At 50.1% G+C, this 15372-nt stretch carries 8 protein-coding genes, 2 tRNA genes and 6 rRNA genes; 8 read left to right on the top strand and 8 right to left on the bottom strand.

The genetic code is table 11. From position 1 onward, the window contains the following. Window positions 1-124: 124 nt before the first annotated feature. The 6 genes from E1N14_RS02190 (at window position 125) to mutT (ending at window position 4377) form a co-directional block, all read left to right on the top strand. Window positions 125-1390: a type II secretion system F family protein gene (locus E1N14_RS02190; protein WP_025012055.1), complete on the top strand. Its 1266-nt coding sequence runs from the start codon at window positions 125-127 to the stop codon at window positions 1388-1390. A gap of 68 nt (window positions 1391-1458) precedes the next feature. Next, on the top strand, window positions 1459-2373 hold the full coding sequence (locus tag E1N14_RS02185; protein WP_062793712.1) for a prepilin peptidase: 915 nt from the start codon (window positions 1459-1461) through the stop codon (window positions 2371-2373). Continuing rightward, on the top strand, window positions 2374-2985 hold the full coding sequence (gene coaE / locus E1N14_RS02180) for a dephospho-CoA kinase (protein WP_025012056.1): 612 nt from the start codon (window positions 2374-2376) through the stop codon (window positions 2983-2985). It abuts the gene before it with no gap. Further along, window positions 2982-3722: a cell division protein ZapD gene (zapD, locus tag E1N14_RS02175; RefSeq protein ID WP_028779562.1), complete on the top strand. Its 741-nt coding sequence runs from the start codon at window positions 2982-2984 to the stop codon at window positions 3720-3722. The genes coaE and zapD overlap by 4 nt, the downstream gene beginning before the upstream one ends. 44 nt (window positions 3723-3766) lie before the next feature. Beyond that, window positions 3767-3979, top strand: coding sequence for a DNA gyrase inhibitor YacG (gene yacG / locus E1N14_RS02170; RefSeq protein ID WP_025012057.1), 213 nt, complete (start codon window positions 3767-3769; stop codon window positions 3977-3979). Further along, entirely contained in the window at window positions 3979-4377 is a 399-nt protein-coding gene (mutT, locus tag E1N14_RS02165) for an 8-oxo-dGTP diphosphatase MutT (protein WP_025012058.1), read from the top strand. The genes yacG and mutT overlap by 1 nt, the downstream gene beginning before the upstream one ends. A 370-nt stretch (window positions 4378-4747) precedes the next feature. Here mutT and rrf (E1N14_RS02160) read toward each other — a convergent pair. The 4 genes from rrf (E1N14_RS02160) to E1N14_RS02145 all read right to left on the bottom strand — a co-directional run bounded on the left by rrf (E1N14_RS02160) (window position 4748) and on the right by E1N14_RS02145 (window position 9970). Then, window positions 4748-4863 (bottom strand): 5S ribosomal RNA (rrf, locus tag E1N14_RS02160). 166 nt (window positions 4864-5029) lie between these two features. Then, window positions 5030-5105, bottom strand: a tRNA-Val gene (locus tag E1N14_RS02155). 90 nt (window positions 5106-5195) lie between these two features. After that, window positions 5196-8088: ribosomal RNA gene (locus E1N14_RS02150) — 23S ribosomal RNA — on the bottom strand. 337 nt (window positions 8089-8425) lie between these two features. Next, window positions 8426-9970: ribosomal RNA gene (locus E1N14_RS02145) — 16S ribosomal RNA — on the bottom strand. A gap of 845 nt (window positions 9971-10815) precedes the next feature. On the opposite strand from E1N14_RS02145, the gene E1N14_RS02140 reads away from it, so the two are divergent. Together E1N14_RS02140 and E1N14_RS02135 are read left to right on the top strand one after the other, a co-directional pair. Then, window positions 10816-11034, top strand: coding sequence for a helix-turn-helix domain-containing protein (locus E1N14_RS02140; RefSeq protein ID WP_051472875.1), 219 nt, complete (start codon window positions 10816-10818; stop codon window positions 11032-11034). Between the two features lie 101 nt (window positions 11035-11135). Beyond that, a complete protein-coding gene (locus E1N14_RS02135; RefSeq protein WP_037437727.1) occupies window positions 11136-11654 on the top strand; it encodes an IS630 family transposase in 519 nt (172 codons plus the stop codon). Between the two features lie 160 nt (window positions 11655-11814). On the opposite strand, the gene rrf (E1N14_RS02130) is transcribed toward E1N14_RS02135, so the two are convergent. The 4 genes from rrf (E1N14_RS02130) to E1N14_RS02115 form a co-directional block, all read right to left on the bottom strand. Next, window positions 11815-11930: ribosomal RNA gene (gene rrf / locus E1N14_RS02130) — 5S ribosomal RNA — on the bottom strand. Window positions 11931-11970: 40 nt separating this feature from the next. Beyond that, window positions 11971-12046 (bottom strand) — tRNA-Thr (locus E1N14_RS02125). A 50-nt stretch (window positions 12047-12096) separates the two neighbouring features. Next, window positions 12097-12212 (bottom strand): 5S ribosomal RNA (gene rrf / locus E1N14_RS02120). Between the two features lie 101 nt (window positions 12213-12313). Continuing rightward, window positions 12314-15206: ribosomal RNA gene (locus E1N14_RS02115) — 23S ribosomal RNA — on the bottom strand. The 16S, 23S and 5S rRNA genes sit together here with 2 tRNA genes alongside, the layout of an rRNA operon. Between the last annotated feature and the right edge of the window lie 166 nt (window positions 15207-15372).

Here is a 15372-nt window from a genome sequence, read left to right as displayed (position 1 = left end):
AAGCGATATTACTCTGGGACTAATCAAATAGATAATCGCCAGAGAGCCAGTGAGTAAGCATTCGCCTGTGACTCTGACTAAAATTAAGGCAAGCTAACAAATAAGCGTATTGCAAGGAACAATTATGGCAACCGCAACGGCGACAGCAAAAAACAATAAAGCCAAGAATAAAGGCGCCAAAGCCCAACCCAAGATCCACACCTTTACCTGGAAGGGGAATAATCGCGACGGCAAACTCAGCTCCGGCGAACTGCGTGGCACCAGCATCACCGAAGTAAAAACCCTTCTTAAAAGCCAGGGGATTAATCCCAAGACGGTACGTAAAAAATCAGCGTCTATGTTTGGCGATAAAAAGATCAAGCCGATGGATATCGCGGTGATCACCCGTCAGATAGCCACTATGCTGGCTGCCGGGGTTCCCTTGGTAACAACTATTGAATTGATCGCCCGCGGCCATGAAAAAAACAAGGTGCGGGTACTACTCGGCACTGTATTGGCCGATATCCAAGCCGGCATCCCGCTGTCCGATGCTCTTCGCCCCCATAGAGCATACTTCGATGATCTCTACGTCGACTTGGTTGCCGCCGGTGAACATTCAGGTTCCTTGGATGCCGTATTTGATCGTATCGCCACCTACAGGGAAAAGTCAGAGGCCCTTAAGTCGAAAATTAAGAAAGCCATGTTTTACCCTGCTGCAGTGGTGGTAGTTGCCATAGCCGTTACCGTGCTGCTGCTTGTTGCCGTTGTACCTCAATTTGAAGAAATATTTAAAGGCTTCGGCGCCGAACTGCCTGCCTTTACCCAATTAATTGTCAATATCAGCCGCGGCCTTCAGAGTACCTGGTATCTATTTCTGGCTGGTATCGTTATCAGTGCCTGGCTCTTTGTCCGTGCTCATCGAAATTCAGAAAATTTCCGTAACCGTATCGACGAAATGGTGCTTAAGATCCCCGCGATAGGAGATATCTTACATAAAGGTGCCATGGCCCGTTTTGCCCGCACTCTGGCCACCACTTTTGCTGCCGGGGTGCCGCTGATTGATGGCCTGGAGTCTGCCGCCGGCGCCTCCGGTAATTATGTTTACCGCAAGGCGCTATTAAATGTGCGTACCGAAGTGATGGCCGGGATGCAGATGAACGTGGCCATGCGCACTACCAAGCTATTCCCCGATATGCTAATCCAGATGGTGATGATAGGTGAAGAATCCGGCTCATTGGACAACATGCTCAACAAAGTCGCCAATATCTATGAGATGCAGGTAGACGATGCCGTAGACGGACTCTCCAGCTTGATAGAACCTATTATGATGGTAGTTATCGGCACCATAGTCGGCGGCCTAATCGTCGGCATGTATCTACCTATCTTCAACTTGGGTAAAGTGGTAGGTTAAGGCTGGCTATTCGCCGAAGTGTAATAATAAAACCAACACTTAACTGTTTTAGGGTCGCTTAGTATCGCATGTCAGAATTTATTGCCGTATTGAGCCACAACCAGTGGCTCTTTCTTGTTCTCTGTTTTTTGTTTGCCTCTGTAATAGGCAGCTTTCTCAATGTGGTAATCCATCGCCTGCCGGTAATGATGAAGCGCGAATGGCAGCAGGAATGCAATCAATACCTGCAGGAATATCAACCCGAATTCGCCAAACAGCTGGGTGAAGCCAAGCTTAATGCACCAATAGATAACTATCCGGCCAAATACAATCTGTTACTGCCGAAATCTGCCTGCCCCAAGTGTGGCGCCCATATCAAACCCTGGCACAACCTCCCCATAATCGGCTATTTGTTGCTTGGCGGTAAATGCGCCTCCTGCAACACAGCTATTTCAGCGAGATACCCGATATTTGAGCTGCTGACCGCCCTGCTTATCAGCACTCTCGGTTGGTATTTTGGCCCGACACTGCAGTTTGTTTACGCCACTATTCTCACCTTTGGATTGATAGCCCTCAGCGGGATAGATCTGGATGAAATGCTGCTGCCGGATCAGATTACCCTGCCGCTACTGTGGCTTGGTTTACTGGTTAATATCTCGGGCACCTTTACTAATCTGACCGATGCCACCATAGGGGCCACTGCCGGCTATTTAAGCCTCTGGTCGGTCTACTGGCTATTTAAACTGCTCACCGGCAAGGAAGGCATGGGCTATGGCGATTTCAAGCTGATGGCATTGTTTGGCGCCTGGCTTGGCTGGCAGATGTTACCTCTAATTATTCTGCTCTCTTCTCTGGTCGGTGCCCTAGTAGGCGTTTTACTTATTCTGTTCAAGAACCTTAATCGGGGTAACCCTATCCCCTTTGGCCCTTATATTGCTATCGCAGGTTGGGTCGCTTTGGTGTGGGGGCAACAGATTGTCGACTGGTATTTGGGAACACTCTAAATGGCCGAATTTATTGTAGGGCTCACCGGCGGTATCGGCAGCGGCAAGACTACGGTCGCCAATCTGTTTGCCGAGCAGGGAATCGTCCTGGTCGATGCCGATATCATTGCCAGAGAGGTGGTCGCCAAAGACTCAGATGGCCTCAGGCAAATTGGCGATAAATTTGGCCCTCAGATGCTGACTCCCGAAGGCAATCTGAATAGAGCGGCGCTGAGGGAACAGATATTTCATCATCCGGAAGACAGGGAATGGCTCAATGCCCTGTTACATCCCATGATACGTTCTCGCATGTTGGCACAGGTTAAGGCGGCAAACTCCCCTTATGTCATCATGGTGGTGCCTCTGCTTTTTGAGAATGGCCTGGATAAACTGGTGAATCGCACTCTGGTGGTAGATATTTCACCAAAATTACAGTTACAGCGAACTATTGAGCGGGACAAGGTGTCTAAGGAACAGGTTCAAAACATTATCAATAGCCAGAGCGACCGCAATAGCCGACTCAACAAGGCTGATGATGTGATTGACAATCAGGGAGAAATCACCGCGCTACAAGCTCAAGTACTGGCGCTGCATAATAAATACTTACAGCTGGCAGATCCTATACACCCATGAACACGACAGAACTGATATTCGAACAGCCGTTAAATGAAAAGATCCGCAGTTATTTGCGTCTGGAATATCTCGCCCGTCAATTGGACAATAACCTCCAGCAAGATCATCAACATAGATGCTTCTACCCACTATTCTCCCTCTGTGAACTCACCGAACGCTGTGATTACCGCAGCGAAGTCATCAAAGATATCGACCGCCAATTAATCCAACTGCAAAGCTGGCAACAGCAGGACGATGTAGACCAGCAGCAACTCCAGTACTATCTCGAGCAATTCTCCCATGCCAGAGAAGAACTGCAACGTCCACAGCGCCCCGGCAGTCAGCTTAAGCAAGACAGATTCATATCGGCGCTCAGACAAAGATTCAGCATGCCTGGTGCTTGCTGTAACTTCGATCTGCCACAACTGCACTTCTGGCTGGCTAAGCCTTGGGAAGAACGCTGTCAGGAGTACCTCCAATGGACCAGTCACTTCAGCAGCCTACTACAGCCCATCAGTCTGCTGTTGCAACTTACCCGTATGAGCTGTGAATATCGTGATGCTGTAGCCCATGCCGGCTTTTACCAAGGCGACAGCCAACAAAGCTTGTCGCTGGTCAGAGTCAAGCTGGATGCAGAGCAAGGCTGCTACCCCACCATTAGTGGTCACAGAAACCGCTTTGCCATTCATTTTGTGCAGTTCGAACAACAAAAGCATTCCGACAAAACCGTCAAATTCCTACTGGCGACCTGCGGCTAAACTCTTTACCATGGGCGCCATCCGTTAGCCCAAGAGATACAAAAATGCCTATCACAGTTAAGTGCCCCACCTGTCAAAAAGAGGTGGAATGGGCCCCCAAATCCAAATTCAAGCCCTTCTGTAGCGAGCGCTGTAAACTCATCGATCTCGGTGATTGGGCCTCGGAAAAACATGCCATCCCGGTCAAGCCAGAGTTTGATGAGCAACTGCTGGATGAACTGGGCTACGATGAAGGTAATTTCTTCAAGGATCAGTAATGACAAAAAGAGTACATGTAGCGGTCGGTATCATTAAATCCGGCGAGCAGATCCTATTGGCCAAGCGTCATGGGCATCTGCACCAGGGAGGAAAATGGGAATTTCCAGGAGGTAAAGTCGAAACCGGCGAAACCGTCACCCAAGCCTTAGCCAGAGAACTGGCGGAAGAAGTCGGGCTTAACATAGCCGCCTCTACCCCTTTTATGCTGTTGTCTTATGACTATCCAGATAAGCAAGTGTTACTGGATATTCACCTAGTCACTGAATTCAGTGGCAATGCCTATGGCGTAGAAGGACAGGAAGTCGAATGGGTGCACTTGGATAAACTCCAGGAATATACTTTCCCGGATGCCAACCAACCGATTCTTGATAAAATCCTTACAGAGTTTTCAAACTAACCCCTAAGCCAGCCGTCTAAGCTGGCTTTCTTATTATCCCTATCTTTCTCCCAAATCCCCCCAACAGTGGTCATCGTTGATGGCGCAGGCTGGCATACTATGGATACGGCAATGCCTTTCTCAAATCTCACTTTGATTAAGTTACCCGCCTATTCTCAATATCTCCACAGCACCATCTCACATGGGGGCGAAAGACATCTGCTCATCAAGCACAGCTTGATAGATGGCTGTAGCGCGAAGCAGCTTGGCTGCGAGCTGAGGGGCACACACTGCGCCAGCAGCTTTGGGCTGCATGTTAAGTCGTGCTCGCTGGAAGCGAGACAAACAAAAAAGCCCTAGCATTTAGCTAGGGCTTTTTTGTTTGTTAGGCGTCTGGCGATGACCTACTCTCACATGGGGAGACCCCACACTACCATCGGCGCGATTGCGTTTCACTTCTGAGTTCGGAATGGGATCAGGTGGGACCACAATGCTATTGTCACCAGACATATTCTTACTGGTTAATTGTCCGTCTGACGGTATTGTTTCCTCGCTACGCTGCTCATGTACTTCAGTACACTGCGCGGCTCGCTCGTCACGGCTTTGTCAGCCAAACAATTACCTGCGTCATTAACCTTTGTTCTTCAATTCAGAAAGCTGTTGCTTTGAAATATGGTGGTCGCTACTGGGATCGAACCAGTGACCCCCTCCTTGTAAGGGAGGTGCTCTCCCGGCTGAGCTAAGCGACCGGTATTCTTGGCTGTGCTCTTTTCAGAGCCTGAGTTCAAACTTCAATCAAGTATCGACTTCTTCAAGTCCGTAAAACCCATCTGGGTTGTATGGTTAAGCCTCTCGAGTCATTAGTACAGGTTAGCTCAACGCCTCGCAACGCTTACACACCCTGCCTATCAACGTCCTGGTCTCGAACGGCTCTTCAGAGGGCTCTAGGCCCTAGGGATGACTCATCTTGGGGCTCGCTTCCCGCTTAGATGCTTTCAGCGGTTATCGATTCCGAACGTAGCTACCGGGCAATGCCATTGGCATGACAACCCGAACACCAGCGGTTCGTCCACTCCGGTCCTCTCGTACTAGGAGCAGCTCCCCTCAATCATCCAACGCCCACGGCAGATAGGGACCGAACTGTCTCACGACGTTCTGAACCCAGCTCGCGTACCACTTTAAATGGCGAACAGCCATACCCTTGGGACCGACTTCAGCCCCAGGATGTGATGAGCCGACATCGAGGTGCCAAACACCGCCGTCGATATGAACTCTTGGGCGGTATCAGCCTGTTATCCCCGGAGTACCTTTTATCCGTTGAGCGATGGCCCTTCCATTCAGAACCACCGGATCACTATGACCTGCTTTCGCACCTGCTCGACGTGTCTGTCTCGCAGTTAAGCTGGCTTATGCCATTACACTAACCGTACGATGTCCGACCGTACTTAGCCAACCTTCGTGCTCCTCCGTTACTCTTTGGGAGGAGACCGCCCCAGTCAAACTACCCACCAGGCACTGTCCCTAACCCCGATTAGGGGCCCAGGTTAGAACATCAACACTACAAGGGTGGTATTTCAAGGTTGACTCCAACAAGACTGGCGTCTCATCTTCATAGTCTCCCACCTATCCTACACATGTAGGGTCAATGTTCAGTGCCAAGCTATAGTAAAGGTTCACGGGGTCTTTCCGTCTAGCCGCGGGTATACGGCATCTTCACCGCAATTTCAACTTCACTGAGTCTCGGCTGGAGACAGCGTGGCCATCATTACGCCATTCGTGCAGGTCGGAACTTACCCGACAAGGAATTTCGCTACCTTAGGACCGTTATAGTTACGGCCGCCGTTTACCGGGGCTTCGATCATGAGCTTCTCCGAAGATAACCCAATCAATTAACCTTCCGGCACCGGGCAGGCGTCACACCGTATACGTCATCTTGCGATTTTGCACAGTGCTGTGTTTTTGATAAACAGTTGCAGCCACCTGGTATCTGCGACTCCCGTCAGCTCAGAGAGCAAGTCTCATCACCAACAGGAGCGTACCTTCTCCCGAAGTTACGGTACCATTTTGCCTAGTTCCTTCAGCCGAGTTCTCTCAAGCGCCTTGGTATTCTCTACCCGACCACCTGTGTCGGTTTGGGGTACGATTCCTGCTAACCTGAAGCTTAGAAGATTTTCCTGGAAGCATGGCATCAACCACTTCATCCCCGTAGGGACTCGTCGTCAGCTCTCAGTGTATGTGTGCCCGGATTTGCCTAAGCACACCACCTACTACCTTAAACGCGGACTACCAACGCCGCGCCGGCCTAGCCTTCTCCGTCTCTCCATCGCAGTTAGCAGAAGTACGGGAATATTAACCCGTTTCCCATCGACTACGCCTTTCAGCCTCGCCTTAGGGGTCGACTCACCCTGCCCCGATTAACGTTGGACAGGAACCCTTGGTCTTTCGGCGAGGGGGTTTTTCACCCCCTTTATCGTTACTCATGTCAGCATTCGCACTTCTGATACCTCCAGCGTGGGTTACCCCTTCGCCTTCAACGGCTTACAGAACGCTCCTCTACCGCACTGATGCAAGCATCAGTACCCGTAGCTTCGGTGAATTGCTTAGCCCCGTTACATCTTCCGCGCAGGCCGACTCGACTAGTGAGCTATTACGCTTTCTTTAAATGATGGCTGCTTCTAAGCCAACATCCTAGCTGTCTAAGCCTTCCCACATCGTTTCCCACTTAGCAATTACTTTGGGACCTTAGCTGACGGTCTGGGTTGTTTCCCTTTTGACGACGGACGTTAGCACCCGCCGTCTGTCTCCCGGATAGCACTCTTTGGTATTCGGAGTTTGCAAAGGGTTGGTAAGTCGGGATGACCCCCTAGCCTTAACAGTGCTCTACCCCCAAAGGTGTTCGTCCGAGGCGCTACCTAAATAGCTTTCGAGGAGAACCAGATATCTCCCGGTTTGATTGGCCTTTCACCCCCAGCCACAAGTCATCCGCTAATTTTTCAACATTAGTCGGTTCGGTCCTCCAGTTGATGTTACTCAACCTTCAACCTGCCCATGGCTAGATCACCGGGTTTCGGGTCTACACCTAGCAACTCAACGCGCAGTTAACACTCGGTTTCCCTACGGCTCCGCTATTCGCTTAACCTCGCTACTAAATGTAAGTCGCTGACCCATTATACAAAAGGTACGCAGTCACGGTCTCAAGTACCGCTTCCACTGCTTGTACGTATACGGTTTCAGGTTCTATTTCACTCCCCTCACAGGGGTTCTTTTCGCCTTTCCCTCACGGTACTGGTTCACTATCGGTCAGTCAGGAGTATTTAGCCTTGGAGGATGGTCCCCCCATATTCAGACAACATATCACGTGTGCCGCCTTACTCGATTTCATCTCTGGTTAGTTTACGTGTACGGGGCTATCACCCTGTGCCGCTGTGCTTTCCAACACATTCCACTAACACCCCAAAGACTTAAGGGCTAATCCCCGTTCGCTCGCCGCTACTTGGGGAATCTCGGTTGATTTCTTTTCCTAAGGGTACTTAGATGTTTCAGTTCCCCTCGTTCGCCTCAATACGCTATGTATTCACGTATTGATGACAGCTTATGCTGCCGGGTTTCCCCATTCGGACATCGCTGGCTCAAATGCTTGTTACTAGCTCACCAACGCTTTTCGCAAGTTACTACGTCCTTCATCGCCTCTGACTGCCAAGGCATCCACCGTATACGCTTGGTCGCTTAACCATACAACCCGGATGAGTTTTCATCGGACTGTATTGCAACCAGCTTAGGTTTACTTGTCTCACTTCCGGGTTAAGGAAGTGGACTCGCCTTGAAGAATTTCCAAAACACTTGATTGAAGTGTTTGAGAACTCAATTTGTATGCATCAATTCCACTCCGAAGAGAGGTTTTGATGTCTACTATCAGCTTTCCAAATTGTTAAAGAACTCATTGACCTACTAGGGTCAACGGCCTGCTCTATGAACAAGCAATCTGTGTGAACACTCAAAAGGTACACGGATGTACCGAATGTCGAAAATGCAGGAGCAATTTCCGACCAAGCACCAATTATCGCTTAGGTAAGGAGGTGATCCAGCCCCAGGTTCCCCTAGGGCTACCTTGTTACGACTTCACCCCAGTCATGAACCACACCGTGGTAAACGCCCTCCCGAAGGTTAAGCTATCTACTTCTGGTGCAGCCCACTCCCATGGTGTGACGGGCGGTGTGTACAAGGCCCGGGAACGTATTCACCGTGGCATTCTGATCCACGATTACTAGCGATTCCGACTTCATGGAGTCGAGTTGCAGACTCCAATCCGGACTACGACCAGCTTTATGGGATTAGCTCCACCTCGCGGCTTCGCAACCCTCTGTACCGACCATTGTAGCACGTGTGTAGCCCTACTCGTAAGGGCCATGATGACTTGACGTCGTCCCCACCTTCCTCCGGTTTATCACCGGCAGTCTCCCTAAAGTTCCCGGCATTACCCGCTGGCAAGTAAGGATAGGGGTTGCGCTCGTTGCGGGACTTAACCCAACATTTCACAACACGAGCTGACGACAGCCATGCAGCACCTGTCTCACAGTTCCCGAAGGCACCAATTCATCTCTGAAAAGTTCTGTGGATGTCAAGAGTAGGTAAGGTTCTTCGCGTTGCATCGAATTAAACCACATGCTCCACCGCTTGTGCGGGCCCCCGTCAATTCATTTGAGTTTTAACCTTGCGGCCGTACTCCCCAGGCGGTCTACTTAATGCGTTAGCTTGAGAGCCCAGTGTTCAAGACACCAAACTCCGAGTAGACATCGTTTACGGCGTGGACTACCAGGGTATCTAATCCTGTTTGCTCCCCACGCTTTCGTGCCTGAGCGTCAGTCTTTGTCCAGGGGGCCGCCTTCGCCACCGGTATTCCTCCAGATCTCTACGCATTTCACCGCTACACCTGGAATTCTACCCCCCTCTACAAGACTCTAGTTTGCCAGTTCGAAATGCGGTTCCCAGGTTGAGCCCGGGGCTTTCACATCTCGCTTAACAAACCGCCTGCGCACGCTTTACGCCCAGTAATTCCGATTAACGCTCGCACCCTCCGTATTACCGCGGCTGCTGGCACGGAGTTAGCCGGTGCTTCTTCTGCGAGTAACGTCACAGATGTAAGGTATTAACTTACACCCTTTCCTCCTCGCTGAAAGTGCTTTACAACCCGAAGGCCTTCTTCACACACGCGGCATGGCTGCATCAGGGTTTCCCCCATTGTGCAATATTCCCCACTGCTGCCTCCCGTAGGAGTCTGGGCCGTGTCTCAGTCCCAGTGTGGCTGATCATCCTCTCAGACCAGCTAGGGATCGTCGCCTAGGTGAGCCTTTACCTCACCTACTAGCTAATCCCACCTGGGCTTATCCATCAGCGCAAGGCCCTAAGGTCCCCTGCTTTCCCCCGTAGGGCGTATGCGGTATTAGCAGTCGTTTCCAACTGTTATCCCCCACAAATGGGCAAATTCCCAGGCATTACTCACCCGTCCGCCGCTCGTCATCTTCAAAAGCAAGCTTTTGAAATGTTACCGCTCGACTTGCATGTGTTAGGCCTGCCGCCAGCGTTCAATCTGAGCCATGATCAAACTCTTCAATTAAAGTTTTGGTTGAACCCGAAGGTTCTGCTCAATGAATTCTGTTCGTATGAACACTCTTCATCGAGTTAAATCGTTTTGTCGATTTCTCAATGCCTGTGAGTGTCCACACAGATTTGCTTGTTTATCTTGTTAAAGAGCAATCCCTTAGGCGCTGTGGCCATCGGGTCAGGGCTGCGTATTCTACGCTTTCCTGCTGCGGCGTCAAGAGGTATTTACCATCTTTTTTCGCCTGTCGTTGAAAGGACTCGAGAGCCGTTTTCTTCGACCCTGTCACGTCTTTCGCGTTGCCGCTGTGCCGTGTCAGTGGGAGCGCATTATAGGGAGCCAAAACTTTTGTGCAAGGGCTTTTTAAAAGAAAAACTCAATTTATTGGTCGACTGTAGAAACCCCGTTCAACTACACAGCTTACCTACCAATTAACCACAGACTTATCCACAAACCTATTTGTATAAACAATTCTGGTAGTCGTACTTAGGGGAAAGATTCAACTCATGCATTACACCTTATTAGTCATGAAACCAGTCAGAAATAATCGAGATTCTGCATAATTACTAAAATGTTTTCTCATCCAGTACACCAAGTTCATAGCCTCGAAGCCAGAATCCCAAACTTTAGCTGCGCGGCTCATCGACTCTGAATACCCGACATGTTCATACAGCCGATGATAAATAACTGCGCCTACTGACAAACCACATTGCTCTGCTTGCAGCCTGGGGAAACTTAGAGCATTGGTGAATAGCTAGAGATAAACGATTAATGCCTACCACTCTGCAAAGGCAAACTAAAAGGATATTCATTAGCTCAGTTGCGGCGACTGCATTTATCAAGAATACGCACGGACAACTATGTCATTAACAGCCCTGCTCGGTGTGAGTCGCACCAGTGTTAATGCTTGGGTCGCAAATTACCTGGCTGATGGACGCGATGGTTTGCTTGATAAACCTAAATCCGGACGACCCAATCAACTCTCTCCTCATCAATTAGAGCAACTTAAAAAGTTTATCGAGAAGAATGCTATCAAGCAGGACGGTGGACGCTTAATAGCTGAAGATATCAGAGTTTAAATCTGTAACGACCTGCATGTGAGCTATAGCTTGGCCAATGTGTACCGCTTACTCCATGCGCTTGATTTCAGTCTCATCCCGGGTCATCTTCCACTGAGCGTGTGGATGTGTGGTTCCAAGACGAAGCCAGATTTGGTCAACAAAACCAAACGACAAGACTTTGGGCAAAACGGGGTAGCCGTCCCCGTGTCGTCGAACAGCAGCAATTTGATTATGGGTATCTGTTTGGGGCAGTGTGCCCAAGTAGCGGTAAAACGGAAGCATTGATTACGCCCTTGGTCAACAAAGATGCCATGATGCTTCACCTTGAATTGATATCGTTGGCAACCGAGAGCGACCGGCATGCAGTGGTCATCGTTGATGGCGCAGGCTGGCATACTATGGATACGGCAATGCCTTTCTCAAATCTCACTTTGATTAAGTTACCCGCCTATTCTCCAGAGCTGAACCCGATGGAGCAAGTTTGGCAATGGCTCAGACAACACTGTCTTTCCAACCGAGTATTCGATTGCTACGAGCAAATTGTTGACCAAGTATCCCGAGCCTGGAATACCTTCATTGAGGATACCGGTCGGGTTAAATCTTTGTGCTTTAGAGACTGGATGAATCTAACAAGATAATTAATCAAATTGGCATTAGCCGTCTGGCGATGGCCAGCTTCGAGCAAGCTCACTGCGTTCGGACTCTTTATCTTCCCCATGTGAGAGTGGACATTTCAAAATGCAATTAAAACGAAAAATCCCCAACACAAAGTGCTGGGGATTTTTCATTTTATTAGGCGTCTGGCGATGACCTACTCTCACATGGGGAGACCCCACACTACCATCGGCGCGATTGCGTTTCACTTCTGAGTTCGGGATGGGATCAGGTGGGACCACAATGCTATTGTCACCAGACAAATTTTGTTGCTGCTATTTAGTGCCTAGCAGCTGAATATGGTGCTGATACCCAGAATCGAACTGGGGACCTCATCCTTACCAAGGATGCGCTCTACCGACTGAGCCATATCAGCGAATTCAACTTTGATTTCACTTTATCTAAAGTAAAAATCAGAAATTGGGCGTCTGGCGATGACCTACTCTCACATGGGGAGACCCCACACTACCATCGGCGCGATTGCGTTTCACTTCTGAGTTCGGGATGGGATCAGGTGGGACCACAATGCTATTGTCACCAGACATATTTGGTAATCTGGAAAGCTGTGCTCTTCTTCAGAGCCTGAGTTCAAACTTCAATCAAGTATCGACTTCTTCAAGTCCGTAAAACCCATCTGGGTTGTATGGTTAAGCCTCTCGAGTCATTAGTACAGGTTAGCTCAACGCCTCGCAACGCTTACACACCCTGCCTATCAACGTCCTGGTCTCGAACGGCTCTTCAGAGGGCTCTAGGCCCTAGGGATGACTCATCTTGGGGCTCGCTTCCCGCTTAGATGCTTTCAGCGGTTATCGATTCCGAACGTAGCTACCGGGCAATGCCATTGGCATGACAACCCGAACACCAGCGGTTCGTCCACTCCGGTCCTCTCGTACTAGGAGCAGCTCCCCTCAATCATCCAACGCCCACGGCAGATAGGGACCGAACTGTCTCACGACGTTCTGAACCCAGCTCGCGTACCACTTTAAATGGCGAACAGCCATACCCTTGGGACCGACTTCAGCCCCAGGATGTGATGAGCCGACATCGAGGTGCCAAACACCGCCGTCGATATGAACTCTTGGGCGGTATCAGCCTGTTATCCCCGGAGTACCTTTTATCCGTTGAGCGATGGCCCTTCCATTCAGAACCACCGGATCACTATGACCTGCTTTCGCACCTGCTCGACGTGTCTGTCTCGCAGTTAAGCTGGCTTATGCCATTACACTAACCGTACGATGTCCGACCGTACTTAGCCAACCTTCGTGCTCCTCCGTTACTCTTTGGGAGGAGACCGCCCCAGTCAAACTACCCACCAGGCACTGTCCCTAACCCCGATTAGGGGCCCAGGTTAGAACATCAACACTACAAGGGTGGTATTTCAAGGTTGACTCCAACAAGACTGGCGTCTCATCTTCATAGTCTCCCACCTATCCTACACATGTAGGGTCAATGTTCAGTGCCAAGCTATAGTAAAGGTTCACGGGGTCTTTCCGTCTAGCCGCGGGTATACGGCATCTTCACCGCAATTTCAACTTCACTGAGTCTCGGCTGGAGACAGCGTGGCCATCATTACGCCATTCGTGCAGGTCGGAACTTACCCGACAAGGAATTTCGCTACCTTAGGACCGTTATAGTTACGGCCGCCGTTTACCGGGGCTTCGATCATGAGCTTCTCCGAAGATAACCCAATCAATTAACCTTCCGGCACCGGGCAGGCGTCACACCGTATACGTCATCTTGCGATTTTGCACAGTGCTGTGTTTTTGATAAACAGTTGCAGCCACCTGGTATCTGCGACTCCCGTCAGCTCAGAGAGCAAGTCTCATCACCAACAGGAGCGTACCTTCTCCCGAAGTTACGGTACCATTTTGCCTAGTTCCTTCAGCCGAGTTCTCTCAAGCGCCTTGGTATTCTCTACCCGACCACCTGTGTCGGTTTGGGGTACGATTCCTGCTAACCTGAAGCTTAGAAGATTTTCCTGGAAGCATGGCATCAACCACTTCATCCCCGTAGGGACTCGTCGTCAGCTCTCAGTGTATGTGTGCCCGGATTTGCCTAAGCACACCACCTACTACCTTAAACGCGGACTACCAACGCCGCGCCGGCCTAGCCTTCTCCGTCTCTCCATCGCAGTTAGCAGAAGTACGGGAATATTAACCCGTTTCCCATCGACTACGCCTTTCAGCCTCGCCTTAGGGGTCGACTCACCCTGCCCCGATTAACGTTGGACAGGAACCCTTGGTCTTTCGGCGAGGGGGTTTTTCACCCCCTTTATCGTTACTCATGTCAGCATTCGCACTTCTGATACCTCCAGCGTGGGTTACCCCTTCGCCTTCAACGGCTTACAGAACGCTCCTCTACCGCACTGATGCAAGCATCAGTACCCGTAGCTTCGGTGAATTGCTTAGCCCCGTTACATCTTCCGCGCAGGCCGACTCGACTAGTGAGCTATTACGCTTTCTTTAAATGATGGCTGCTTCTAAGCCAACATCCTAGCTGTCTAAGCCTTCCCACATCGTTTCCCACTTAGCAATTACTTTGGGACCTTAGCTGACGGTCTGGGTTGTTTCCCTTTTGACGACGGACGTTAGCACCCGCCGTCTGTCTCCCGGATAGCACTCTTTGGTATTCGGAGTTTGCAAAGGGTTGGTAAGTCGGGATGACCCCCTAGCCTTAACAGTGCTCTACCCCCAAAGGTGTTCGTCCGAGGCGCTACCTAAATAGCTTTCGAGGAGAACCAGATATCTCCCGGTTTGATTGGCCTTTCACCCCCAGCCACAAGTCATCCGCTAATTTTTCAACATTAGTCGGTTCGGTCCTCCAGTTGATGTTACTCAACCTTCAACCTGCCCATGGCTAGATCACCGGGTTTCGGGTCTACACCTAGCAACTCAACGCGCAGTTAACACTCGGTTTCCCTACGGCTCCGCTATTCGCTTAACCTCGCTACTAAATGTAAGTCGCTGACCCATTATACAAAAGGTACGCAGTCACGGTCTCAAGTACCGCTTCCACTGCTTGTACGTATACGGTTTCAGGTTCTATTTCACTCCCCTCACAGGGGTTCTTTTCGCCTTTCCCTCACGGTACTGGTTCACTATCGGTCAGTCAGGAGTATTTAGCCTTGGAGGATGGTCCCCCCATATTCAGACAACATATCACGTGTGCCGCCTTACTCGATTTCATCTCTGGTTAGTTTACGTGTACGGGGCTATCACCCTGTGCCGCTGTGCTTTCCAACACATTCCACTAACACCCCAAAGACTTAAGGGCTAATCCCCGTTCGCTCGCCGCTACTTGGGGAATCTCGGTTGATTTCTTTTCCTAAGGGTACTTAGATGTTTCAGTTCCCCTCGTTCGCCTCAATACGCTATGTATTCACGTATTGATGACAGCTTATGCTGCCGGGTTTCCCCATTCGGACATCGCTGGCTCAAATGCTTGTTACTAGCTCACCAACGCTTTTCGCAAGTTACTACGTCCTTCATCGCCTCTGACTGCCAAGGCATCCACCGTATACGCTTGGTCGCTTAACCATACAACCCGGATGAGTTTTCATCGGACTGTATTGCAACCAGCTTAGGTTTACTTGTCTCACTTCCGGGTTAAGGAAGTGGACTCGCCTTGAAGAATTTCCAAAACACTTGATTGAAGTGTTTGAGAACTCAATTTGTATGCATCAATTCCACTCCGAAGAGAGGT

It is taken from the genome of Shewanella algae, assembly GCF_009183365.2.
Lineage (GTDB): Bacteria > Pseudomonadota > Gammaproteobacteria > Enterobacterales > Shewanellaceae > Shewanella > Shewanella algae.
The sequence above is the reverse complement of the archived record's forward strand: the minus strand, read 5'-3'. Positions and strand labels throughout refer to the sequence as shown.

Excerpts from the sequence above, each read along its gene's own strand:
- E1N14_RS02185 (WP_062793712.1), top strand. The coding sequence starts at position 1,459 with ATGTCAGAATTTATTGCCGTATTGAGCCACAACCAGTGGCTCTTTCTT.
- zapD (WP_028779562.1), top strand. The coding sequence starts at position 2,982 with ATGAACACGACAGAACTGATATTCGAACAGCCGTTAAATGAAAAGATC.
- E1N14_RS02140 (WP_051472875.1), top strand. The coding sequence starts at position 10,816 with ATGTCATTAACAGCCCTGCTCGGTGTGAGTCGCACCAGTGTTAATGCT.
- E1N14_RS02190 (WP_025012055.1), top strand. The coding sequence starts at position 125 with ATGGCAACCGCAACGGCGACAGCAAAAAACAATAAAGCCAAGAATAAA.
- coaE (WP_025012056.1), top strand. The coding sequence starts at position 2,374 with ATGGCCGAATTTATTGTAGGGCTCACCGGCGGTATCGGCAGCGGCAAG.
- mutT (WP_025012058.1), top strand. The coding sequence starts at position 3,979 with ATGACAAAAAGAGTACATGTAGCGGTCGGTATCATTAAATCCGGCGAG.
- yacG (WP_025012057.1), top strand. The coding sequence starts at position 3,767 with ATGCCTATCACAGTTAAGTGCCCCACCTGTCAAAAAGAGGTGGAATGG.